The 20,518-nt window shown below is 66.6% G+C and carries 20 protein-coding genes; 7 read left to right on the forward strand and 13 right to left on the reverse strand.

Translation table 11 applies throughout. The features are described 5' to 3' along the window. The first annotated feature begins 170 nt into the window (after positions 1–170). Positions 171–1,292: an alkene reductase gene (locus IP65_RS10195; RefSeq protein ID WP_054131647.1), complete on the forward strand. Its 1,122-nt coding sequence runs from the start codon at positions 171–173 to the stop codon at positions 1,290–1,292. Positions 1,293–1,325: 33 nt separating this feature from the next. Here IP65_RS10195 and IP65_RS10200 read toward each other — a convergent pair whose 3' ends face one another. Together IP65_RS10200 and lipB are read right to left on the reverse strand one after the other, a co-directional pair. Next, positions 1,326–1,658: a hypothetical protein gene (locus IP65_RS10200; RefSeq protein WP_054131648.1), complete on the reverse strand. Its 333-nt coding sequence runs from the start codon at positions 1,656–1,658 to the stop codon at positions 1,326–1,328. Then, positions 1,655–2,329, reverse strand: coding sequence for a lipoyl(octanoyl) transferase LipB (lipB, locus tag IP65_RS10205; RefSeq protein WP_022676445.1), 675 nt, complete (start codon positions 2,327–2,329; stop codon positions 1,655–1,657). Before lipB ends, IP65_RS10200 begins: the two co-directional genes overlap by 4 nt. Positions 2,330–2,450: 121 nt before the next feature. On the opposite strand from lipB, the gene IP65_RS10210 reads away from it, so the two are divergent. After that, positions 2,451–3,272, forward strand: coding sequence for a hypothetical protein (locus IP65_RS10210; protein WP_133726781.1), 822 nt, complete (start codon positions 2,451–2,453; stop codon positions 3,270–3,272). Positions 3,273–3,323: 51 nt separating this feature from the next. On the opposite strand, the gene IP65_RS10215 is transcribed toward IP65_RS10210, so the two are convergent. The 3 genes from IP65_RS10215 to IP65_RS10225 form a co-directional block, all read right to left on the reverse strand. After that, positions 3,324–3,950 (reverse strand): class I SAM-dependent methyltransferase, encoded by a 627-nt coding sequence (locus IP65_RS10215; protein WP_022676447.1) that lies wholly within the window; start codon positions 3,948–3,950, stop codon positions 3,324–3,326. A gap of 135 nt (positions 3,951–4,085) precedes the next feature. Then, positions 4,086–5,036 carry a 2-hydroxyacid dehydrogenase gene (locus IP65_RS10220; RefSeq protein ID WP_231627645.1) on the reverse strand — a complete coding sequence of 317 codons (951 nt, stop codon included), beginning with the start codon at positions 5,034–5,036 and terminating at the stop codon, positions 4,086–4,088. A 57-nt stretch (positions 5,037–5,093) separates the two neighbouring features. After that, the gene (locus IP65_RS10225; RefSeq protein WP_231627646.1) at positions 5,094–5,609 is read right to left on the reverse strand and encodes a DUF2141 domain-containing protein; all 516 of its coding nucleotides are present in this window, start codon (positions 5,607–5,609) and stop codon (positions 5,094–5,096) included. A gap of 296 nt (positions 5,610–5,905) precedes the next feature. On the opposite strand from IP65_RS10225, the gene rpe reads away from it, so the two are divergent. From rpe to purH, 3 genes are read left to right on the forward strand one after another with little or no spacing between them, the layout of a single operon-like run. After that, complete coding sequence (rpe, locus tag IP65_RS10230) at positions 5,906–6,571, forward strand: ribulose-phosphate 3-epimerase (protein ID WP_022676450.1); 666 nt, start codon at positions 5,906–5,908, stop codon at positions 6,569–6,571. Between the two features lie 4 nt (positions 6,572–6,575). Further along, complete coding sequence (locus IP65_RS10235; protein ID WP_022676451.1) at positions 6,576–8,516, forward strand: heparinase II/III family protein; 1,941 nt, start codon at positions 6,576–6,578, stop codon at positions 8,514–8,516. An 11-nt stretch (positions 8,517–8,527) separates the two neighbouring features. Then, entirely contained in the window at positions 8,528–10,117 is a 1,590-nt protein-coding gene (gene purH / locus IP65_RS10240) for a bifunctional phosphoribosylaminoimidazolecarboxamide formyltransferase/IMP cyclohydrolase (protein WP_022676452.1), read from the forward strand. Positions 10,118–10,308: 191 nt separating this feature from the next. Here the strand turns inward: purH and IP65_RS10245 are convergent, their stop codons facing one another. Then, positions 10,309–11,769 (reverse strand): sorbosone dehydrogenase family protein, encoded by a 1,461-nt coding sequence (locus IP65_RS10245; protein WP_082350076.1) that lies wholly within the window; start codon positions 11,767–11,769, stop codon positions 10,309–10,311. Between the two features lie 72 nt (positions 11,770–11,841). On the opposite strand from IP65_RS10245, the gene IP65_RS10250 reads away from it, so the two are divergent. After that, positions 11,842–12,321, forward strand: coding sequence for a GAF domain-containing protein (locus IP65_RS10250; protein WP_054131650.1), 480 nt, complete (start codon positions 11,842–11,844; stop codon positions 12,319–12,321). Here IP65_RS10250 and IP65_RS10255 read toward each other — a convergent pair. The 6 genes from IP65_RS10255 to IP65_RS10280 all read right to left on the reverse strand — a co-directional run bounded on the left by IP65_RS10255 (position 12,318) and on the right by IP65_RS10280 (position 18,323). Continuing rightward, positions 12,318–13,277 (reverse strand): ParB/RepB/Spo0J family partition protein, encoded by a 960-nt coding sequence (locus IP65_RS10255; RefSeq protein ID WP_054131651.1) that lies wholly within the window; start codon positions 13,275–13,277, stop codon positions 12,318–12,320. The two genes, IP65_RS10250 and IP65_RS10255, sit on opposite strands and share 4 nt — an antisense overlap. Further along, positions 13,274–14,050: a ParA family protein gene (locus tag IP65_RS10260; RefSeq protein ID WP_022676455.1), complete on the reverse strand. Its 777-nt coding sequence runs from the start codon at positions 14,048–14,050 to the stop codon at positions 13,274–13,276. Before IP65_RS10260 ends, IP65_RS10255 begins: the two co-directional genes overlap by 4 nt. Continuing rightward, positions 14,047–14,745 carry a 16S rRNA (guanine(527)-N(7))-methyltransferase RsmG gene (gene rsmG / locus IP65_RS10265; RefSeq protein WP_054131652.1) on the reverse strand — a complete coding sequence of 233 codons (699 nt, stop codon included), beginning with the start codon at positions 14,743–14,745 and terminating at the stop codon, positions 14,047–14,049. The genes IP65_RS10260 and rsmG overlap by 4 nt, the downstream gene beginning before the upstream one ends. Next, the gene (gene mnmG, locus IP65_RS10270) at positions 14,742–16,595 is read right to left on the reverse strand and encodes a tRNA uridine-5-carboxymethylaminomethyl(34) synthesis enzyme MnmG (protein WP_054131653.1); all 1,854 of its coding nucleotides are present in this window, start codon (positions 16,593–16,595) and stop codon (positions 14,742–14,744) included. The genes rsmG and mnmG overlap by 4 nt, the downstream gene beginning before the upstream one ends. A 97-nt stretch (positions 16,596–16,692) precedes the next feature. Next, positions 16,693–18,003, reverse strand: coding sequence for a tRNA uridine-5-carboxymethylaminomethyl(34) synthesis GTPase MnmE (mnmE, locus tag IP65_RS10275; protein WP_054131654.1), 1,311 nt, complete (start codon positions 18,001–18,003; stop codon positions 16,693–16,695). A gap of 50 nt (positions 18,004–18,053) precedes the next feature. Beyond that, complete coding sequence (locus IP65_RS10280) at positions 18,054–18,323, reverse strand: DUF6489 family protein (protein WP_022676459.1); 270 nt, start codon at positions 18,321–18,323, stop codon at positions 18,054–18,056. A gap of 220 nt (positions 18,324–18,543) precedes the next feature. On the opposite strand from IP65_RS10280, the gene IP65_RS10285 reads away from it, so the two are divergent. After that, a complete protein-coding gene (locus tag IP65_RS10285) occupies positions 18,544–18,930 on the forward strand; it encodes a nuclear transport factor 2 family protein (protein WP_022676460.1) in 387 nt (128 codons plus the stop codon). A gap of 192 nt (positions 18,931–19,122) precedes the next feature. On the opposite strand, the gene rho is transcribed toward IP65_RS10285, so the two are convergent. Next, the gene (gene rho / locus IP65_RS10290) at positions 19,123–20,379 is read right to left on the reverse strand and encodes a transcription termination factor Rho (protein WP_022676461.1); all 1,257 of its coding nucleotides are present in this window, start codon (positions 20,377–20,379) and stop codon (positions 19,123–19,125) included. Positions 20,380–20,518 lie beyond the last annotated feature (139 nt).

Raw genomic sequence — 20,518 nt, forward strand, 5'->3', positions numbered from 1 at the left:
CTGCTGATCCGCGAAAGCCCGGGAGCCTTTATGGCCTTCCGGGCTTTTTCTTTGCCGGTTTCAAGAAAACCTGCCGCCGCCCTGCCCGTGCCCCCTTGCGCGGCGGAACGGTCGCGGCCAATATACGTTGCAAAGAAAAACCCATAATGCATTTCCAGCAAGAGGCCTGCATGACCGAGACTTCCAGCCAGCCCCACCACGCCGCGCTGTTCCAGCCGATCGATCTGGGCGCGATCCATGCGCCGAACCGCATTCTCATGGCCCCGCTCACCCGCGGCCGCGCCGGGCGCGATGGAGTGCCCACGCCGATCATGGCCACGTATTATCGCCAGCGCGCCAGCGCCGGCCTGATCATTTCCGAAGCCACCGGCATCAGCCGTGAAGGCCTGGGCTGGCCCTATGCCCCCGGCCTGTGGACCGACGCCCAGGTCGAAGCGTGGAAGCCGGTGACCGAAGCCGTGCACGAAGCCGGCGGGCGCATCGTCGCGCAGCTGTGGCACATGGGCCGCGTCAGCCATCCCGATCTCAACGACGGGCAGCCGCCGGTCTCTGCCTCGGCCACGCGCGTGCCGGGCCATGTCCATACCTTCGAAGGCCGCAAGGACGCGGTCGAAGCGCGCCCGCTGCGCCTCGATGAAATGCCGCGCCTGCTCGATGACTATGCCCGCGCGGCCGAAAACGCCAAGAAGGCCGGGTTTGACGGGGTGCAGCTGCACGCCGCCAATGGCTATCTGATCGACCAGTTCCTGCGCGATTCGGCCAACCTGCGCACCGACGAATATGGCGGCAGCCCGGAAAACCGCGTGCGCCTGCTGCGCGAAGTGATGGAACGCCTGATCGGCGTGTGGGGGGCAGAGCGCGTCGGCGTGCGCCTTTCGCCCAACGGCGATTCGCAAGGGGTGGATGACAGCAACCCCGAGGCCGTGTTCGGCCTGGCCGCCCAGGTTCTCGAAACGCTCAAGCCGGCCTTCGTCGAACTGCGCCAGCCCGGCCCGAACGGCACCTTTGGCGCCACCGACGTGCCGCAGCAGGATGGCCTGATCCGCAAGATCTATACCGGCCCGCTGGTGCTCAACAGCGATTACACTCCGCAGTCTGCCGCGTCCGACATTGCCTCGGGCCGCGCCGATGCGATCAGCTTTGGCCGCCCGTTCATTTCCAACCCGGACCTGCCCGCGCGCATCGCCAAGGACGCCCCGCTGGCGCCCAACCGCAACGTGCCCGAATCGTGGTACTTCCCCGTGCCCGAAGGCTATGCCGACTATCCCACGCTGGCCGAAGAAACCGTCTGACGCGCCAATCACCCAGCGGCCAGGATCGGCGCGTTATTGCGCCGGTGCCTGGCTCTGGGCAGCGGGGGCAGGTGCTGCGGGCGCGGCTGTGCCGCCTGCAGCCCCTGCAGCATCGGGCGTGGGGCTTTCGGCCGCATCGCTCGATGCTGCCTGTGGCGCAGCGCCGCTGGCCTTGGCCTTGGGCGCAGGTTGCAACGGCGGAGTGCCGGTAGCGCCATCAAGATCGATCATCGCATCGCTGACACTGCCGGGCAGAACCTCGCCACCGGCGGCCTTGGCCGCGCCCTTTTCCGGTTCGCTGCCCTTCTGGCACCCGCCCAGGGCAAGCAGCAGGGCGACCGCCGATAGGGAAAGCAGGGTCTTCATGGCTCCATCTCCACCGGAGGGCATGGCACGTCGAGCTTGGACAGGAACGCCGGCAGGCGCGCCAGCAACGCATCGTCCCATTGCGCGCTGCTGACCGAACGGCCGAGGTCTTTCAGGCTGGTCACGCCGAACTCCTCGATCCCGCACGGCACGATCCCGCCGAAATGCGAGAGATCGGGCGAGAGATTCACCGAAAAGCCGTGCATCGTCACCCAGCGGCGAATGCGCACGCCGATCGCGCCGATCTTGGCCTCGCGCCCATCGGCCCCGGCGCACCAGATGCCGATGCGCCCTTCCGCGCGCCAGGCCTCGACGCCGAAATCGCCCAGCGTATCGATCACCCAGCCTTCCACGGCATGGACAAACCCGCGCACGTCGCGCGCGCGCTTGCGCAGATCGAGCATGACATAGCCGATGCGCTGGCCCGGCCCGTGATAGGTATAGCGCCCACCGCGCCCGGCCTCGACCACTTCGAACCGGGGATCGAGCAATTCGGACCGATCGGCGCTGGTGCCGGCGGTATAGACCGGCGGATGTTCCAGCAGCCACAGCATGTCCGACGCCGTGCCATCGGCGATCGCGGCGTTGCGGGCGGCCATCGCCTCCAACGCGGGGCGATAGGGCACCGGGGCGGTTTCACGGACGATCTCGATGGTATCGGGCGCAGTCATGATGCCTTGCGACTTGGCCCCGAATGCCGCCCGAAGCAAGGGGGCAAGACACCGGGAAGGGAGGTGCGCCGAGCCGCAGGCTTTGCTAGGACCAAACCGAAACGAGCCCCGAGGATACTACGTGACCAAACCGTTGATCGCCCCATTGGACAGCATGGCCGCCTGGCAGGGCGCCACGCGCATCGTTTCGGCCAATGCCGATCTGCTGATCGCGATTGCCGGGGTGTTTTTCCTGCTGCCGCTGCTGGTCGGCGCGGTGTTCATCGCGCCGCCGGTGATTCCCCCGCAGGTGACGCAGCAGCAGCTCGCGCAGGTGATGCAGGATTATTACACGCGCAACCTGCCCTACCTGCTGCCGCTCTCGCTGTTCCAGATCGTCGGTTTCATCACCATGCTGGTCTGCGTGCTCGATCGCTCGCGGCCCACGGTGGGCCAGGCGCTGCGCAACTGCGCGGCGCGAGTGCCGGCCTATTTTCTGGCGCAAGTGCTGATCGGCCTCTTCGCGCTCTTGCTGATGATGGTGGTCAGCGGCGTGCTGTTGGGCCTGCGCGTGCCGGCGCCGCTGGCGGCTGGCGCCGGGCTGGCGGCAGTGGTCTATCCGCTGCTGCGCACGATCATGGTCGGCCCGGTGCTGGGCGTGGGGCGCACCCACAACCCGATCATGGCGATCCGCGCCAGCGTGGCACTGACGCGGGGCAATACTGCGCGCATCCTGGCGTTTCTGGGCCTGGCCATGGTGGTGTTCCTGGTGGCGATGAGCGTGGTGATGATGGTGGTGGGCCTGATCACCACGCAGCTGCTCGGCGCCGAAAACGAAAGCGCGCGCCTGATCAACGAAGCGATCTCCGCGCTGCTCTATTCGGTGGGCTATACCTATTTCGTGGCCATGCTGGCTGGCATTCACGGGCAGCTGACTGCCGATCTGCCCCGCCCGTTTCTGTAACTCAGAAAATGAAACGCGCCCGTTCCATTGTGGAAAGGGCGCGCCGGGCGATCAGTCTTTCCAGCCCCACGAGATCACGCAGGGCGGCACGTTGATCGGCTCGAAACCCTTGTCGATGCGGTGGAAATAGCGGCTCATCAGTGCCCGCGCGCGGGCCGTGTATTGATAGACCAGGAAAGCCCCACCCGGACGCAGCACCCGCTGCGTGGCGGCCATGATCGCCGGCCCTACGCCTTCGGGCAGCGTGGTGAACGGCAGGCCCGACAGCACATAGTCGGCATGGTCAAAACCGTGCTGGCGCACGATGCTTTCCACCTCCGCCGCAGAACCGTGCACCGCGATGAAGCGGCTGTCGCCGATGGTGCGGGCCAAGTAGTTGATGAAATCGGGGTTGGTATCGATCACGATCAGCCGCGCATCGCGGCGCAGGCGATCGAGCACCGGCTGGCAGAACGTGCCCACGCCGGGGCCATATTCCACGAACAGGTCACAGTTTTCCCAATCCACCTTGGACAGTACGCGCGCGATCGTGCGGCGCGAGGACGGCACGATCGCGCCGACCATCACCGGGTGCTTGATGAAGCCCTTGAAGAAAATGCCTGCTGGACCGAACATCCGTTCCGCCTTGCGCCGGACCCGCTGATGCAAAGGAGCGCGCGCCGCCTGGGTCGAATTCATTGTGGACAGGCATCCCTATCTTGGTGCGTGAACCGCGCAAGTTGCAAATCCGTGGCACTATTGCAAGCGTTCGCCGCAAGGCCCAGCGCGATGCGACGAACCGTTATCGGACAGACACCCTGCGCAACCAGGCGTTTACCGTTGCAAATGGCGGGTTTCGGCCACCGGGGTCAACGCCCGGCCCGTGGCAAACCATGCGGAAAGGTTGTCGATCATCAGTTGCCCCATGGCCGTGCGCGTGGCGACCGAGCCAGAGCCGACATGGGGCAGCAACACCGCGTTGTCCTGCGCGACAAGGTCGGCAGGCACATGGGGTTCACGGGCAAAGACATCGAGCCCGGCAGCCAGGATCGTGCCTTGCTGGAGCGCCGCGATCAGCGCTACTTCATCCACCACGCTGCCGCGCGATACGTTGATCAGCACGCCCTGCGGCCCCAGCGCGCGCAGCACCGCGGCATCGACCAGCCCCGCCGTGGCAGCGCCACCAGGCACCACCACCACCAGCACATCGACCGCCTCGGCCAGGGCGAGCGCCGTGGGATACCAGGGATAGGCCACGCCCTCCTGCCGCGTGCGGCCATGATAGGCGATGTCCACGCCAAAGCCTTCCAGGCGGCGCGCCACCGCCTTGCCGATCGCGCCCAGCCCCAGGATGCCAATACGCCGCCCGCGCAGCGTGGGCGAAAGCGGAAAGGCGCCCTGCTCCCACAGCCCGGCGCGCAGGTGCCGCTCGGCCTGGGGCAGGCGGCGGATCGTGGATAGCAGCAGGCCGAGGGTCAGATCGGCGACTTCCTCGTCGAGCACGCCAGGTGTGTTGGTCACCATCACGCCGCGCGCGGCAGCGGCAGCGACATCGATGTTGTCATAGCCCACGCCGAAGTTGGCGATGATTTCCAGCGCGGGCAGGCGATCCATCATCTCGGCGCCCAGGCGGCCGAACAGGGTGTTGGTGGCCAGGGCGCGGATCGATCCGGCGGCGGCATCGTCCAGCCCGTCCCACAGGCGGTGCACGGCAAAGGCCGCTTCCAGCGGCTGCATGGTGAACGGCGGAAAGGGCGCGGCGGCGAGGACGGCAGGTTTGGTCATGCCGCGCATGTTAGCGCGCGAACGGTTGAAAAGTCAGCCCTTCATCCCGGCAATCGCTCAAGGATAGCGCAGGCGAATGCGCGTCGACAGGTTGGTGCGCGGCACGGCAAGGCGCACCGCGCGGAATTCTAGCAGGCTTTCGATCGAGCCGGGATTGCCTGAAAAGCCAAAGCCTTCGGCCGGCAGGCCCATCGGCCCGATGCGGTTGAGCGAGCCGGAATTGTCCTCGTCATGATAGACGGCCAGAGCATAGATGCCAGGCTGCGGCAGGAACAGGCACATATGCGTCTTTTCCGCACGGGCCGGCACTCGCGCAACATAGAGCGAGCCACCATCGATCAGGAACTTGCGCTGGTCATCGGGATAGACGGTGAGCGCAATCACGCCGCGATCGGATCGCACCTTGTCGATCGTGACATTGAGCCAGGTATCGCTGGGCGGGCCGGCGCAGCCGAGCGGCGGCAGATGCACGCCATGCTTGGCCGCCATCGCGGTGCCCGGCAGCAGGGCCAGCGTTGCACCCAGCGCCAAGGCGCCAAGCGTGGTCTTGAGGGATTCGATCAGCGTCTTCACCCCATCTTCGATGACAAGCCCGGCCGCCAATGGCAAGGGGGCGCAAGGCCGCAGGGCGCGTTCGCGGCGCGACCGTGGCATTGCTGCATGGGTTGATCGCCGGCCTGGACAAATCCGCGCGCTTTCGGAGCAAACCCGCGCCAGACCGGCCCGAAACTGCACAACGCGTGTGGAAAATACTGCAAAGAGCGCTTGTGGCCCCGATTCGGCGCGGTTAAGCGCCGAACGGCGCCCGCTTGGCGATTTGGCCGGGCCGGGCTATTTCTTGCCCAGAATTGCGATCGGACCCGTTGTCGATGACTGCCTTGCCGATAATTTCCCCGTCGATCCTATCCGCCGATTTTTCCCGACTGGGCGAGGAAATCCGCGCGATCGATGCCGCCGGGGCTGACTGGATCCATGTGGACGTGATGGATGGCCACTTCGTGCCCAACATCACGATCGGGCCGGCCGTGGTCAAGGCGCTGCGCCCCCACACCACCAAGCCGTTCGACGTGCACCTGATGATCAGCCCGGTCGATCTCTACCTTGAGGCGTTTGCCAACGCCGGGGCCGATATCATCACCGTGCATCCCGAAGCCGGGCCGCATATCCACCGCACCGTGCAAGCGATCAAGGCGCTGGGCAAGAAGGCCGGGATCGCGCTCAACCCCGCAACGCCAGCCAAGATGCTCGATTACCTGATCGACGATATCGACCTGGTGCTGATCATGAGCGTGAACCCCGGGTTTGGTGGGCAAAGCTTTATTTCCAGCCAGCTGCGCAAGATCGAGGCGGTGCGCAAGATGATCGACAAGACCGGCCGGCCGATCCACCTGGAAGTGGATGGCGGGGTGGATGCCAAAACCGCGCCGCTGTGCGTGGCCGCCGGCGCCGATGCCCTGGTCGCCGGCACCGCGACCTTCAAGGGTGGGCCCGATCACTATGCCGCGAATATCGCCGCGCTGAAAAGGATCGACTGACCCCGTGGGCGAACCAGGCTTCTCCATCGCACCCGGCCAGCCCGCCAAGGGCAAGGCCATTTCGGCGGACGAAGCCAGCCCCGCCCTGCCCCTGGGGCTGGAAAACGAACCCTTGCGGCGCGATGCGGCCGCCGCCGCTGCTGTGGTCCGCCCCCTGCCGCCGATGCCCGCCGACGAAGACATGCCGCTGCGCCCCGAAGTGGTGGAGCCCGGCCGCGCCCTGGCGCTGGCGGATTTTTCGCCGCCCCCGGTCAGCGCGGGTGAACGCTTCATGCGTTTTGCCTATCGCCTGGGGCTGCCGGCCGCCGCGCTGCAACCCTTTCGCAAGCGTTCTCGCCCGCGCCTGACGGCGACGGTCAGCAACCCGCTTCCGGGCGATTCCGGCGCAGGCAAGGCATTGCGCGCGGGGCATTTCCTGGTCCACGGCATGAAGACCCCGATTGCCGATACTGAGTTCACCGGGCCACGCCTGCCGCCGCCGTTCGAGCGGATGGTGCATGGCTTTGCCTGGCTGCCCGATCTGGAGGCCAGTGGACCACGCGCGCAATGCACCCCCGTGGCCGAACGCGTGCTGGGCATGTGGCTCAATGCCAATCCCCAGCCCAATGCCAGCCCGGCGTGGGATGTGGGGCATACCGGCCACCGCCTGCTCACCTGGCTGATCCACGCGCCGCTGCTGCTGTCGGGCAACGACAAGAAGTTTCGCAGCCGTGTGCTGCACGCCATGGCCGAAACCGCCCGCTGGCTCGATCGCCATGTCACCCGTGCGGATGACAAGCTGGGCGAAGTGGCCGGCTGGGCGGCGATCACCGCCGCCGGGCTGCTGATGGCCGATGGTGGCCCGCGCCGCCTGTTTGGCGAGGCCGGGCTGATCCGCGCACTTGGTGACATGGTGGGCGATGATGGCGGCGTGCTGTCGCGCAGCCCGCTGGGCCAGATCGAGGCGATTACCATCCTGGTGCGGCTCAAGGCCTGCTATGCCGCCGTGCGCCGCGATCCGCCCCAGCAGATTGAAACGATCCTGTCGCTGCTGGTCCCGCCGCTGCTCGCGCTGCTGCACGGCGATGGCGCGCTGGGCAGCTGGCAGGGCGCGGGCGCGGTACAAGCCGACCATATCGCCACGCTGATCAAGGCCAGTGGCGTGCGCACCCGGCCGCTGCGCGATGCCCGGCAATGGGGCTACCAGCGCATTACGGCGGGCAAGTCGGTCCTGCTGCTCGATGCCGCGCCGCCGCCGATCGCCCGCCACGCGCGCGAAGGCTGTGCCTCTACCCTGGCGTTCGAATTCAGCCATGGCGCCGAGCGACTGATCGTCAATTGCGGCGGCGCGGCCTTTGCCGGCGGGCTGATCCCGCTGCGCCTCGCGCAGGGCCTGCGCGCCACGGCGGCCCATTCCACGCTGACGATCGACGATTTCAATTCCACTGCCGTGCTGATCAACGGCAAGCTGGGCAGCGGCGTTTCCGAAGTGGAAGTGGACCGCCGCACGCTGCAGGCCGATGGCAGCTATGCCGCCACGGCGCCCGGCCCGATGGGCCAGTCCGCCACGCGGATCGAGGCCAGCCACAACGGCTATGTCAGCCGCTATGGCCTGATGCACCAGCGCATCCTGATCCTGCGCGATGATGGCACCGAACTGCGCGGTGAAGACCTGCTGGTGCCGCACGGCAAGAAAGGCAAGCGCGGCATGATCGGTGTTGCCTTGCGCTTCCACCTTGGCCCGCATATCGAGCTGGCGCAGGGCCAGGACGGCCTTGGCGTTACCCTTGCCCTGCCCGACGGCGGCCTGTGGCAGTTCCGTTCGGGGCGTGAGCCGGTGACGATCGAGGAATCGCTCTGGGCCGATGGGTTGGGCCGCCCGCTGGGCACGCGCCAGCTTGTCATCACGGCCAAGATCCCGCGCAGCGGAGAGAGTTTCTCCTGGCTGCTCAAGAAGATGAGATAGGAATTTTCAACGTGAGCGATGTGACGATCCGGCGGGCGCTGCTTTCGGTGTCTGACAAGACCGGCCTGGTTGAACTGGGCCAGGCACTGGCCGCACACGGCGTGGAACTGGTTTCCACCGGCGGCACGGCCAAGGCGCTGCGCGAGGCGGGCCTGGCGGTGAAGGACATTTCGGAACTGACCGGCTTTCCCGAAATGATGGATGGTCGCGTCAAGACGCTGCACCCCAAGGTGCACGGCGGCCTTCTGGCCGTGCGCGACAATGCCGAGCATGCCGCCAGCATGGCCGAGCATGAAATCGGCGCGATCGACCTTGTCGTGGTCAACCTCTACCCGTTCGAAGCGACCGTGGCCAAGGGCGCGGACCGCGACGAAGTGATCGAGAACATCGACATCGGCGGCCCCTCGATGGTGCGCTCGGCCGCCAAGAACCACGATTACGTCACGATCCTCACCGATCCGGCCGACTATGCCACGGTGATCGCTGAACTGGCGCAGACCGGCGGCAAGACCACCCTGCCCTTCCGCCGCGCGATGGCGGCCAAGGCCTATGCCACCACGGCCGCCTATGATTCGGCGATTGCCACCTGGTTTGCCACCGTGGACCAGCAGCAGCATTTCCCCGCCACGCTGGCCAGCGCGCACAGCCTGGTGACCACGCTGCGCTATGGCGAAAACCCGCACCAGTCCGCCGCGCTCTACGTACCGCGCCGCGCCACGGTGGCCGGCCTGCCCCAGGCCGAGCAGATCCAGGGCAAGGAACTGTCGTACAACAATTATAACGATGCCAATGCCGCGCTGGAACTGGTGGCCGAATTTGCCACCGACAAGCCCACGGTGGTGATCGTCAAGCATGCCAACCCCTGCGGTGTGGCCAGCGCGGATACGCTGCTCGACGCCTGGCAGGCTGCCCTGGCGTGCGACAGCGTTTCGGCCTTTGGTGGCATCGTGGCGGTCAACCAGCCGCTCGACGGCCCGACCGCCAACGCGATCTGCGAAATCTTCACTGAAGTGGTCGTGGCCCCCGGTGCCGATGCCGCCGCGCGCGAGGCGTTTGCCCGCAAGAAGAACCTGCGCCTGCTGCTGGTCAACGAACTGCCCGACGCCCACCGCGCCGGCCTCGTCACCGTGCCGATCGCCGGTGGCCTGCTGGTGCAGGACCGGGACAACGGCGCGATCACGGCGGACGACCTCAAGGTCGTGACGCAGCGCGCGCCGACCGAGCAGGAACTCAAGGACGCGCTGTTTGCCTGGACCGTGGCCAAGCACGTGAAGTCCAACGCCATCGTCTATGCCAAGGATGGCGTGACCGCCGGCATCGGCGCGGGCCAGATGAACCGCCGCGACAGCAGCCGCATTGCCGCGGCCAAGGCCCAGGAAGCCGCCCAGACCCATGGCTGGAGCGAAGCCCGCACGGTGGGCTCGGCCGTTGCCTCTGACGCGTTCTTTCCCTTTGCCGATGGCCTGATGGCTGCGGTGGAAGCCGGCGCCACGATGGTGATCCAGCCCGGCGGCTCGATCCGCGACGAAGACGTGATCAAAGCCGCCGATGAAGCGGGCCTGGCCATGGTCTTTACCGGGATGCGCCACTTCCGCCACTGATCGCGGATTTCGGAACGAAAAAGGGGGCGGTGCCAATGCGGCACAGCCCCTTTTTTCTTGCTCCCCTCCCGCGTGCGGGAGGGGCCGGGGGAGGGAATGTTTGGCCCTGCCAACCCGCGTTCTGAAAAAACAACACGCCCTCCCCCAACCCCTCCCGCTCGCGGGAGGGGGGCTATAGAGGGAAGCGTGGCTTACGGCTGCGGCTTGTTGAGCACCGAATCCGGGTTTTCCTGGATGCGGATCTTACCCATCGGCGGCTTGGGCGGCAGCGGGGTATCGGCGATCTGGGTAATCGCCGGGGCCGGCTTGGCGCCCGGCGCGGTGACGCGCCAGATCACGCCGCCCACATCGTCGCTGACCAGCAGAGCGCCGTCCTTGGCAAAGGCCACCCAGGTGGGACGGCCATGGGCCTTGTTGTCCTTGGTGAGGAAGCCGGTGAGCACGGGCGCAGGCGGGGCCGGCAGCACATTGCCGTGGCTGTCGAACCGCACGAAGACCACGTCATAGCCAGCGAGCGGGCGGCGGTTCCACGAACCGTGACGAGCGATGAAGGCGCCCCCGGCAAAGCGATCGCCCATGGTATTGCCGCCGCGCGCAAAGGCCAGGCCGAGCGGCGCGACATGGGCGCCCAGACCATATTCTGGCTTGCGCACGTATTCCATCAGGTACTCGGGCATCGGCTCGTTTACGCGCCAATCGATGTACTTCTTCCAGTAGACCCAGGGCCAGCCATACTGCGCGCCGAGCGGCACGTTGGTGAGGTAATCGGGCACGAGATCGGGGCCGAGCATGTCGCGCTCGTTCACCACGGCCCAGAGTTCGCCGGTGTAAGGATTGAAATCCATGCCGTTGGGATTGCGCATCCCGCCGGCGAACTGGCGCACGCGGTGCTTGTCGAAATCATATTCGAAGATCGCGGCACGCTGCGCCTCGGCATCGATGCCGTTTTCAGCGATATTGCTGCCCGAACCGACCGAGATGTAGAGCCGCTGGCCATCGGGGCTGAGCGCCAGGTTGCGCGCCCAGTGCATGCCGGCTGGCGGCAGGTCCATGAGCTTTTCCGGCTTGCCCGGCAGGGTGGTCTGCCCCGGCTGGAACGGCCAGGACACCACGCCATTGTGGTTGGCGACATAGAGCCGGCCCTCGCGCCACACCAGGCCGAACGGCGAATCCAGCGCCGGGTTTTCCATGACAAAGCGCTGGCTCGCCTTGCCGCTGCCCGTATCGCGCAGCACCACGATCTTGTTGGGCGAGGGTTCACCCGCACCGGCCTGGCTGAACAGGAAGCCGGCCACCAGCCCGGTGAGGCCGCCACCACCATGATCACCCGCCGGGGCGTTGGTTTCGGCAGTCAGCACGTCGCCATTGGGCAGCACGGTCATCGTGCGCGGATGATCGAGCCCATCGGCAAAGCGGGTGACGACCAGCCCCTGCGCCGCCACCGGCGCTTCGCCCGCCTGCCACCCGATCGGCTTGGCAATGCCGACGCCGGGAATGGTCTGCGGCGAAGGCTCGGCCATCTTGGGATGGGGACCCGAGGTTTCGTCGGTGGTGTATTGGCCGGCCGGGCCACGGATGGCCCAGACCAGGAACGCGCCAATCGCGATCACCAGCAGGCCAAGGGCGATAAGGAACTTCTTGAGGGTGCTCATGCCGGGCAAACTAGGGCGGGCAGGGCTTCGCTGCAATGACAGCTTGCGGGAAATGCGCTAAGCCCCACCGCCATGTACGATTTTCAATTCGATAGCGCTGATAAGCCTACCCTCTATGCCGATCTCGTCGCGGCCGCGCGCGGGCTGATCCATGGCGAAAGCGATGGCGTGGCCAACATGGCCAATGTCGCCGCGCTGCTGGCGCTGGCCCTGCCCGATTGCAACTGGACCGGCTTCTATCGCCTGATCGGCGATACCCTGGTGCTCGGTCCGTTTGCCGGCAAGCCGGCCTGCATCCGCATTCCACTGGGCCAGGGCGTGTGCGGCACCGCTGCGGCTACTGGCGAAACGCAGCTGGTGCGCGATGTCCACGCCTTCCCCGGCCATATCGCCTGCGACGCGGCCAGTGCCTCTGAACTGGTTGTGCCGATCAAGCGCGACGGCGTGGTGATCGCGGTGATCGACCTCGACAGCCCGACCGTGGCGCGGTTCGACGAGGAAGACGCGCGTGGGATCGAGGCTTTGGCTGCCGTGCTGGCCGGCGCGCTTTAAATCGCGCCGCCGGTCAGCCGCTGGCAGATCAGGTCGAGCTGGTCGAGCGTCTTGTAGCGGATCACGACGTTGCCGGTGCGTGGATCGGCATCGGCATTGATCGTCACCTTGAGGCCGAGGAATTCCTCCACATGGGCCTGCACGGCGGCGATATCGGCGCTGTCTGACGGATCGCGTTCGGCACGGGCACGGCGCGGGCCACTTTCCGGCTTGGTCGCGCGCTTGGCCATGCGCTCGGCATCGCGCACCGAAAGGCCCTTCGCGATGATTTCCTGCGCCAGCGGCAGCGAATCGGGCACGACCGCCAGAGCGCGGGCATGGCCCATCGACAGGTCATCGCGCTGGACCATGTCCAGCACTTCCTCAGGCAGCGAGAGCAGCCGCATGAGATTGGCGACATGGCTGCGCGACTTGTCGACGAAGCGGGCAATTTCCTGCTGGGTCAGCCCGTCGTTGTCGGACAGGCGCTGATAGGCGCGGGCCTCTTCCACGGGGTTGAGATCTTCGCGCTGCAGGTTTTCGATCAGCGCCAGGGCAGTCACCTCGCGCTCGTCAAGCTGGCGGACGATCGCGGGGATTTCGTGCACGCGGGCACGCTGCGCCGCACGCCAGCGGCGTTCGCCCGCCACCAGCTGATAGCGGCCACCGGCCATGGGACGCACGATCACCGGCTGAATCACGCCACGCGCGGCGATCGACTGGGCCAGTTCGTCCAGCGCCTCTTCATCGAAATGGCGGCGCGGCTGATCGGGGTGCGGCTCGATCTCGGCCACCGACAGCAGTGCCACGCCGGTGGTGGCGCGTGCCGGGGCTGCGGCCGCAGGCGTACCGCCGGCTGCGGCGGGCGCCGGGCGGACCAGCGATTCCTCGCGCCGGGTCTCGCCCAGCAAGGCGCCCAGCCCCCGGCCCAGTGCGGCGCGCTTTACCGGTGCCTTGACGCCTTCTTCGCCGCTCATGCCGCCTTCCTCCGTTCCGGCAGGCGCCCGATCAGCTCGCGCGCCAGTTTCATGTAGGCCTGCGATCCCGAGCAGGCATGGTCATAGATCAGCGCCGGCAGCCCGTGGCTGGGCGCCTCGGACAGGCGCACATTGCGCGGGATTACCGATTCGAACACCAGATCGCGCAGGCACGACCGCACATCGTCGGCCACCTGGTCGGTAAGCCGGTTGCGGCGATCGTACATGGTCAGCACGATGCCCAGGATGCCCAGATCGGGATTGAAGCGTTCCTGCACCCGCTCCACCGTCTGCAAAAGCTGGCTAAGCCCTTCCAGCGCAAAGAATTCGCACTGCAGCGGAACCATCAGGCTATCGGCTGCGGCCATGGCATTGAGGGTCAGCAGGCCCAGGCTGGGCGGGCAATCGATCAGGCAGATTTCGTGCGTCGTGTCACGGTGCAGTGCAGCACGCAGACGGCCGGTGCGATCATCCACGCTGACCAGCTCCACCTCGGCGCCGGACAGGTCCACCGTGGCGGGGATGATATCGAGGCCGGGAATGCGGGTGGGAACGGCGCATTCCGCCACCCCTGCCCCGTCGATCAGCATGTCATAAGAAGACCGCTCGCGATCGGCGGCGTTGAGGCCGATCCCGGTGGAGGCATTGCCTTGCGGGTCAAGGTCAACCAGCAGCACTTTCCAGCCGGTAGCGGCAAGCGCAGTCGCGATATTGATAGCGGTGGTGGTCTTGCCCACGCCGCCCTTCTGATTCGCAATGGCGATGGTGATCATCGACGGGAGCCTCGTTGGGAAGCTGCGCCCGACTGGCGGGCAGGCTTCGGGGGATGGCCACCCAGCAAGCGACCGGCGATCACACCAGCGGCGGGATCGGTCAGCGATTGTTCCACGTGAAACACGTGGCGCCAGGTTTCAGGCAGTATAGCCACTTCTTGCGCTGCCTTCGCCCCTTTTGGCAGCAACCACATCGTTTCCGGTGTGGAAAAACGCGAAGAAATCTTCAGCAACTTGTCGAGCGGCGCAAATGCGCGCGCGGAAAGCACTGCATAGGTCTGATCGGGCAAGTCTTCGACGCGTGAAAGCACGACGTTGACGTGCGACAACCCAAGCTCCGCCGCCGCGCGCGCCAGCCATTCGGTACGCAGCCGTCGCGAATCGACCAGCGTCACCGGCCGCTGCGGTTGCAGGGCGGCGATCACAAGGCCCGGAAAGCCAGCGCCGGTGCCCAGATCGAGCCATGCGCCGTCAGGCAATGTTTCACGTGGAACAGTGAGCAACTGGGCGCTGTCGACGATGTGGCGCTGCCACACCATGGGAATGGTGCCGCGCGCGATCAGGTTCTGCCGCTCGTTCTCCGCCACCAGTAGTTCAACCAACCGGTCCAGGCGCGCCATCGTGGCGTCATCGGTGCCGAGCGTCTGGCGCAGCCAGTCCTGGGCCTGCGCCTCGCTCTCGATCATGGCGGTCATGCTGCCACCATGCGGCGACGGGCATGGACGAGCAGGCTGGCCAGTGCGGCCGGGGTGATTCCCGCCAGACGGCCGGCGGCTGCCAAGGTTTCCGGCCGGGCCGCGCTCAGGCGTTCGACCATTTCGGCGGAAAGCCCGGGCACGCGGTCATAGGGAAAATCCTCGCCCAGCGGCACCGTCTCGTTGGCGCGCAGGTCGCGCAGCTCCGCTTCCTGCCGCGCGAGATAGGGCGCATAGGCAGCGTCTTCTTCCACTTCCTCGACCAGCAAGGCGTCATCAGGCATGGCCTCGGCAAGCCAAGGTGCCAGCCCGGCCAGCGTCACTTCGGGGAAGCGCAACCACTCCATCAGGCTGCGCCGCGCACCATCGGCGCGAACCGCCAGGCCAGCGCGTGCCATCTCGCTCGGCGTGGTTTCCTGGGCCAGTCCCTCTTCCAGCCGGGCCCGCGCGTCGAGCCGGCGTTCGAACCAGGCGCGGCGCTCATCACCGACACAGCCCGCCGCAATCGCCAAGGGCGTCAGCCGCGTGGTGGCGTTGTTGGCGCGCAGGCGCAGGCGATATTCGGCCCGCGCGGTGAGCATGCGATAGGGCTCGCTCACCCCATGCAGCGTCAGGTCATCGATCATCACCGCCATATAGCTCGATCCGCGATCGAGCGCTGCGGGCGCGGTGCTCAGCACGGCGGCAGCGGCATGCATGCCCGCGACCAGTCCCTGCGCGGCGGCCTCTTCATAGCCGGTGGTGCCGTTGATCTGCCCGGCGCAATAGAGGCCAGGCATGGCGCGCACTTCCAGGCTGGGACGCAGCGCTCGCGGATCGATATGATCGTACTCCACGGCATAGCCGGGCACGACGATGGCCACCTGCTCCAGGCCTTCCATCGAACGCATCATCGCCAGTTGCACATCGGCAGGCAACGAGGTCGACAGACCATTGGGATAGACCAGATGATCGTCCAGCCCCTCGGGTTCGAGGAAGACCTGATGGCTGTCGCGATCGGCAAAGCGGTGAATCTTGTCTTCGATCGACGGGCAATAGCGCGGACCGCGCGCGCCGATCGCGCCGGTGAACAGCGGCGAGCGATCCAGGCCGCTGCGAATGATATCGTGGGTCTGCGCATTGGTGCGGCTGATCCCGCAAAAGATCTGCGGCAGCGGGCGCGCGCGCGTGAGCGGCGACATCGTCCATGGATCGGTATCGCTGTGCTGCTCTTCCAGCCGGGCCCAATCGATGGTGCGGCCATCCAGGCGCGGCGGTGTGCCGGTCTTGAGCCGGGCCATCGGCAGGGCGGCATCGCGCAGCTGGGCCGCCAGACGATGGGCGGCGTCTTCGCCGATGCGGCCACCTTCCATCCGCTCTTCGCCACGGAACAGGCGCGCGCCTAGGAACGTGCCGGTGCACAGCACCACGGCCGATCCCTCCAAAATGGATCCATCGGCGAGGTCGATGCCGACTACGCGGCCACCGGCCAGGCGCAGCGCGGCTGCTTCGCCCGGAACGACGGTGAGACCGGCCCGGCTGTTCACCACCGCCTGGACCGCCGCCTTGAAGCGCTTGCGATCAGCCTGGACTCGCGGCCCCTGCACGGCGCTGCCCTTGGAGCGATTGAGCATGCGATAATGAATCGCGCCGGCGTCGGCCGCCCGCGCGATGACGCCATCAAAGGCATCAACCTCGCGCACGAGGTGTCCCTTGCCCAGGCCGCCGATCGCCGGGTTGCAGCTCATCGCGCCAATCTTTTCGGGATCGAAGCTGACCAGCGCGGTGCGCGCACCCATGCGCGCCGCCACGCAGGCCGCCTCGACGCCGGCATGGCCGCCGCCGACCACAATGATGTCGAAGGAATGCATGCCCTCTGCCCTATCGCTCTGCGCGGCTTGGGTCAAACTTGTGTTTCACGTGAAACATGCGGAGGGGAGATTTGCGCCGCGTGAAAAACCCGTTCGCCTATTTGCCGATGCAGAAGCGCCCGAACAGCGCATCGAGCATGTCTTCGGTGCCAGCACGGCCCGTCAACCCATCCAGCGCGCGGCGGGCCAGGCGCAAGTGCTCGGCCGCCAGCAGCGGATCACGCTCCCTTCCCGCCGCTGCCAAGCTATTGTGCACCTGCGAAAGAAACGCATGCTGCCGCGCGTTGAGCGCTGCCTCTCCCGGTGCGGGCAGGGTGGCGCGGGCATGGGCGACAAGATCACGGCGCAAGGCGTCGAGCCCCTCACCGGTGTGCACCGAGAGACGATGGCGCGGTGCGGCCTTGGCAGGGGCGACAGGATCATCGGCGCGGGCGGACAATTCCCACAGCGGTACGGCATCGCCAGCCGGCCCTGCCCCTTCCGGCCCAAGCCACAGGATCAGGTCGGCGCGGGCCGCCTCTGCCAGGGCGCGAGCAATGCCGATCCGCTCGATCTCGCCCGCGCCCTCGTCGCGCAAGCCGGCAGTGTCGGCAAAGGTGAACGGCACGCCATCGATCGCCACGCTGCGCGTCAGCACGTCACGCGTCGTGCCAGGTTCGGCCGCGGTGATCGCCGCCTCTGCCTCGACCAGGGCGTTGAACAGGGTGGATTTGCCTGCATTGGGCGGGCCGGCGAGAACGACGCGGAACCCTTCGCGCAAAGGCTCGGCACGCGGGCGGGCAAGCCAAGCGCCGATCTGCGCCGCCTGCGTTGCGGCCTGATCGGCAAAGCCTGGCGGCAGCAGCGCTGCCCCCTCCCCCACGTCATCCTCATCCGAAAAATCGAGCAGGGCTTCCAACTGGGCGGAGAGCATCAACACGCCCTGGCGCCATTCCTCCACCCGGCGCGACAGCGCGCCATCGGCCATGGCCAGCGCGCTGCGGCGCTGCAATTCGGTTTCGGCACTGAGCAAATCGGCCAGGCCTTCCGCCTCGTTGAGATCGATGCGACCGTTGAGGAAAGCCCGGCGGGTGAACTCTCCCGCCTGGGCGGCGCGCAAACCAGGTAGTCTGCCCAGTGCGGCAAGCACGGCCTGGACCACGGCGCGACCACCGTGAAGATGCAACTCGGCGCTGTCTTCGCCCGTGGCGGTATGCGGGCCGGGCAGCCACAATACCATCGTGGCATCGAGCAAGGCGCCATCGGCCGGATCGACCAGCCGGCGAAACGTGGCGCGGCGTGGCGGGGGCAAGCTGCCAGCCAGAGCCGACAGGGCCGTGCCAGCATCCGGGCCACTGATCCGCACCACGGCAATGCCGGCCGGCGGCGCCCCGGAACTGAGGGCGAAGATCGTCGGGTTATCGCTCATGCGCCGCCGCTTATCATGCAGCGGGCCCAGTGCCTACATCTGGGCGCGGCTTACTTCTTGTCGCCGCCCATGCCGGCCTTGAAGCCCGCCATCGCCGCCCCGGCGCCCTGCTCCATGAACTGCTGGAACAACTTGAGGCCGATTTCGCCCATCGGCGCCAGTTGCTTGGCATAGCCCTGGAGTTGGTCCACGCTGCTTACACCCTGCATCGCCTTGGCCACGGCATCGACGTAGACGTCATTGGCTTTGGAAACGTCTGGCAGGCCGAGAAAACGGCGGGCCTCTTCCGGGCTGCATTCGATCTCGACATTCACTTTCATGGCCTGCTCCCGGGAATTTGTCGTGGCTTGCGGCACGGAAGGTGTCACAGTCGGCCAGGCACGCCAAGCCCATGATCGACCGAAACGGTATCGCGAACGATCAACCGCTGCAGGCTTGCCCATGCCGCGTTGCGCCGGATCAATGCGCCCGGCCACGCGTTGTTTCACGTGGAACATGCCGGGTGCCGGCAGTCGCGCGCCCTTGGCTGGGAGACGTATCATGCAGCTTGGATTGGCCGCCTGGCACCGCGCCATGCTTGCGGGATGCCCCGAAGACCTGCTCACCGAACTCCTGGCTGACGATGCCGTGTTTCACTCGCCGGTGCTGCACACCCCGCAGGTGGGCCGCGAGGCGGTGGCACTGCACCTGTCGGCCGCCTGCCGCATCCTGGCCTTGGGACGCTTTGCCTATGTGCGCGAACTGGCCGATGGCCCGGAAGCGGCGCTGGAGTTCGAGGCGACGCTCGATGGTGTGGCGGTGAACGGCGTGCACCTGCTGCGCTTCGATCTGGAAGGGCGGATCGTCGATGCCAAAGTGATGGTGCGTCCGTTTGCTGCGGCAGACCTGCTGTGGCGCAAGATGGCCGAGGCGCTGGAAGACGGTTGAGAATGATCGGGGCGTTTGTGCCAGCGCCCTTCGACAGGCTCAGGGCGAACGGAGCGTTGGGGAACGGCGGCGGCTATTGCCGTTCGGGCTGAGCTTGTCGAAGCCCTCACCCCATCGCCAGGCGGACGCAAAAAGGGGTGGAAGGCCTGGCTGCCTCCCACCCCTTTTTTGCGCAGCAAACCCTTGGCGGGATTACTGGTTCATCGTGGCGAAGAAGTCTTCGTTGGTCTTGGAATCCTTCATCTTGTCGAGCAGGAATTCCATCGCGTCGACCGTGCCCATCTGCATGAGGATGCGGCGCAGCACCCACATCTTGCTGAGCTGGTCGCGCGGCACCAGGAGTTCTTCCTTGCGCGTGCCGCTCTTGCCCACGTCGAGCGCGGGGAAGATGCGCTTATCGGCGACCTTGCGGTCGAGCACGATTTCCGAGTTGCCGGTGCCCTTGAACTCTTCAAAGATCACTTCGTCCATGCGGCTGCCGGTGTCGATCAGCGCGGTGGCGATGATCGAGAGCGAGCCACCTTCCTCGATGTTGCGCGCCGCGCCGAAGAAGCGCTTGGGGCGCTGCAGAGCGTTGGCGTCAACACCGCCGGTCAGCACCTTGCCCGACGAGGGAACGACGGTGTTATAGGCGCGGCCAAGACGCGTGATCGAGTCGAGCAGGATCACCACGTCGCGCTTGTGTTCGACCAGGCGCTTGGCCTTTTCGATGACCATTTCGGCAACCTGCACGTGGCGCGTGGCCGGTTCGTCGAAGGTGGAGGAGATGACCTCGCCCTTCACCGAGCGCTGCATGTCGGTCACTTCTTCGGGGCGTTCGTCGACCAGCAGGACCAGCAGGAACACTTCCGGGTGGTTGTCGGTGATCGCCTTGGCCATGTTCTGCAGCAGCACGGTCTTGCCGGTGCGCGGCGGCGCCACGATCAGCGCGCGCTGGCCCTTGCCCTGTGGGCTGACCAGGTCGATCACGCGGGCGGACTTGTCCTTGACCGTGGGATCGAGCGTATCGAGCTTGAGGCGCTCGTTGGGATAAAGCGGCGTGAGGTTGTCGAAGTTGACGCGGTGGCGCACGGCCTCCGGCTCGTCAAAGTTCACCTTCATCAGGCGGGTGATCGCGAAATAGCGCTCCCCATCCTTGGGCGCGCGGATTTCGCCTTCCACGGTATCACCCGTGCGCAGGCCCCATTTGCGGACCTGGTTGGGCGAGACATAGATGTCGTCCGGGCCGGCGAGATAGTTCGCTTCCGGGCTGCGCAGGAAGCCGAAGCCGTCGGGCAGAACCTCGATCGTGCCGATGCCGAGGATTTCCTCGCCGTCTTCGGCCACTTCCTTGAGGATGGCGAACATCAGATCCTGGCGGCGCATCGTGCTGGCGCCTTCCACGCCCAGCTCTTCGGCCATTTCGACCAGCTCGGCGGGGGTTTTCTTCTTGAGTTCTTTCAGATGCATTGCGTGTGTTCCGTCAGCGGAAATAGGCTGGAAAAATGGCCGGCGGGCCGATGGGCTTGGAGAAAGCAGGCCGTGAGCGCGCCAGTGCGCGCCCGGGTATGTGCCGGTCGAGATGTGCGTTATGACGGGAAAAGCCCGG

This window comes from Novosphingobium sp. AAP1 (genome assembly GCF_001295765.1).
GTDB classification, from domain to species: domain Bacteria; phylum Pseudomonadota; class Alphaproteobacteria; order Sphingomonadales; family Sphingomonadaceae; genus Novosphingobium; species Novosphingobium capsulatum.

Coding starts and splice junctions, on each gene's coding strand:
- IP65_RS10195 (WP_054131647.1), top strand. CDS start 171: ATGACCGAGACTTCCAGCCAGCCCCACCACGCCGCGCTGTTCCAGCCG.
- IP65_RS10200 (WP_054131648.1), bottom strand. CDS start 1,658: ATGAAGACCCTGCTTTCCCTATCGGCGGTCGCCCTGCTGCTTGCCCTG.
- lipB (WP_022676445.1), bottom strand. CDS start 2,329: ATGACTGCGCCCGATACCATCGAGATCGTCCGTGAAACCGCCCCGGTG.
- IP65_RS10215 (WP_022676447.1), bottom strand. CDS start 3,950: ATGAATTCGACCCAGGCGGCGCGCGCTCCTTTGCATCAGCGGGTCCGG.
- IP65_RS10220 (WP_231627645.1), bottom strand. CDS start 5,036: ATGACCAAACCTGCCGTCCTCGCCGCCGCGCCCTTTCCGCCGTTCACC.
- rpe (WP_022676450.1), top strand. CDS start 5,906: ATGACTGCCTTGCCGATAATTTCCCCGTCGATCCTATCCGCCGATTTT.
- IP65_RS10245 (WP_082350076.1), bottom strand. CDS start 11,769: ATGAGCACCCTCAAGAAGTTCCTTATCGCCCTTGGCCTGCTGGTGATC.
- IP65_RS10250 (WP_054131650.1), top strand. CDS start 11,842: ATGTACGATTTTCAATTCGATAGCGCTGATAAGCCTACCCTCTATGCC.
- IP65_RS10255 (WP_054131651.1), bottom strand. CDS start 13,277: ATGAGCGGCGAAGAAGGCGTCAAGGCACCGGTAAAGCGCGCCGCACTG.
- IP65_RS10260 (WP_022676455.1), bottom strand. CDS start 14,050: ATGATCACCATCGCCATTGCGAATCAGAAGGGCGGCGTGGGCAAGACC.
- rsmG (WP_054131652.1), bottom strand. CDS start 14,745: ATGACCGCCATGATCGAGAGCGAGGCGCAGGCCCAGGACTGGCTGCGC.
- mnmG (WP_054131653.1), bottom strand. CDS start 16,595: ATGCATTCCTTCGACATCATTGTGGTCGGCGGCGGCCATGCCGGCGTC.
- mnmE (WP_054131654.1), bottom strand. CDS start 18,003: ATGAGCGATAACCCGACGATCTTCGCCCTCAGTTCCGGGGCGCCGCCG.
- IP65_RS10280 (WP_022676459.1), bottom strand. CDS start 18,323: ATGAAAGTGAATGTCGAGATCGAATGCAGCCCGGAAGAGGCCCGCCGT.
- IP65_RS10285 (WP_022676460.1), top strand. CDS start 18,544: ATGCAGCTTGGATTGGCCGCCTGGCACCGCGCCATGCTTGCGGGATGC.
- rho (WP_022676461.1), bottom strand. CDS start 20,379: ATGCATCTGAAAGAACTCAAGAAGAAAACCCCCGCCGAGCTGGTCGAA.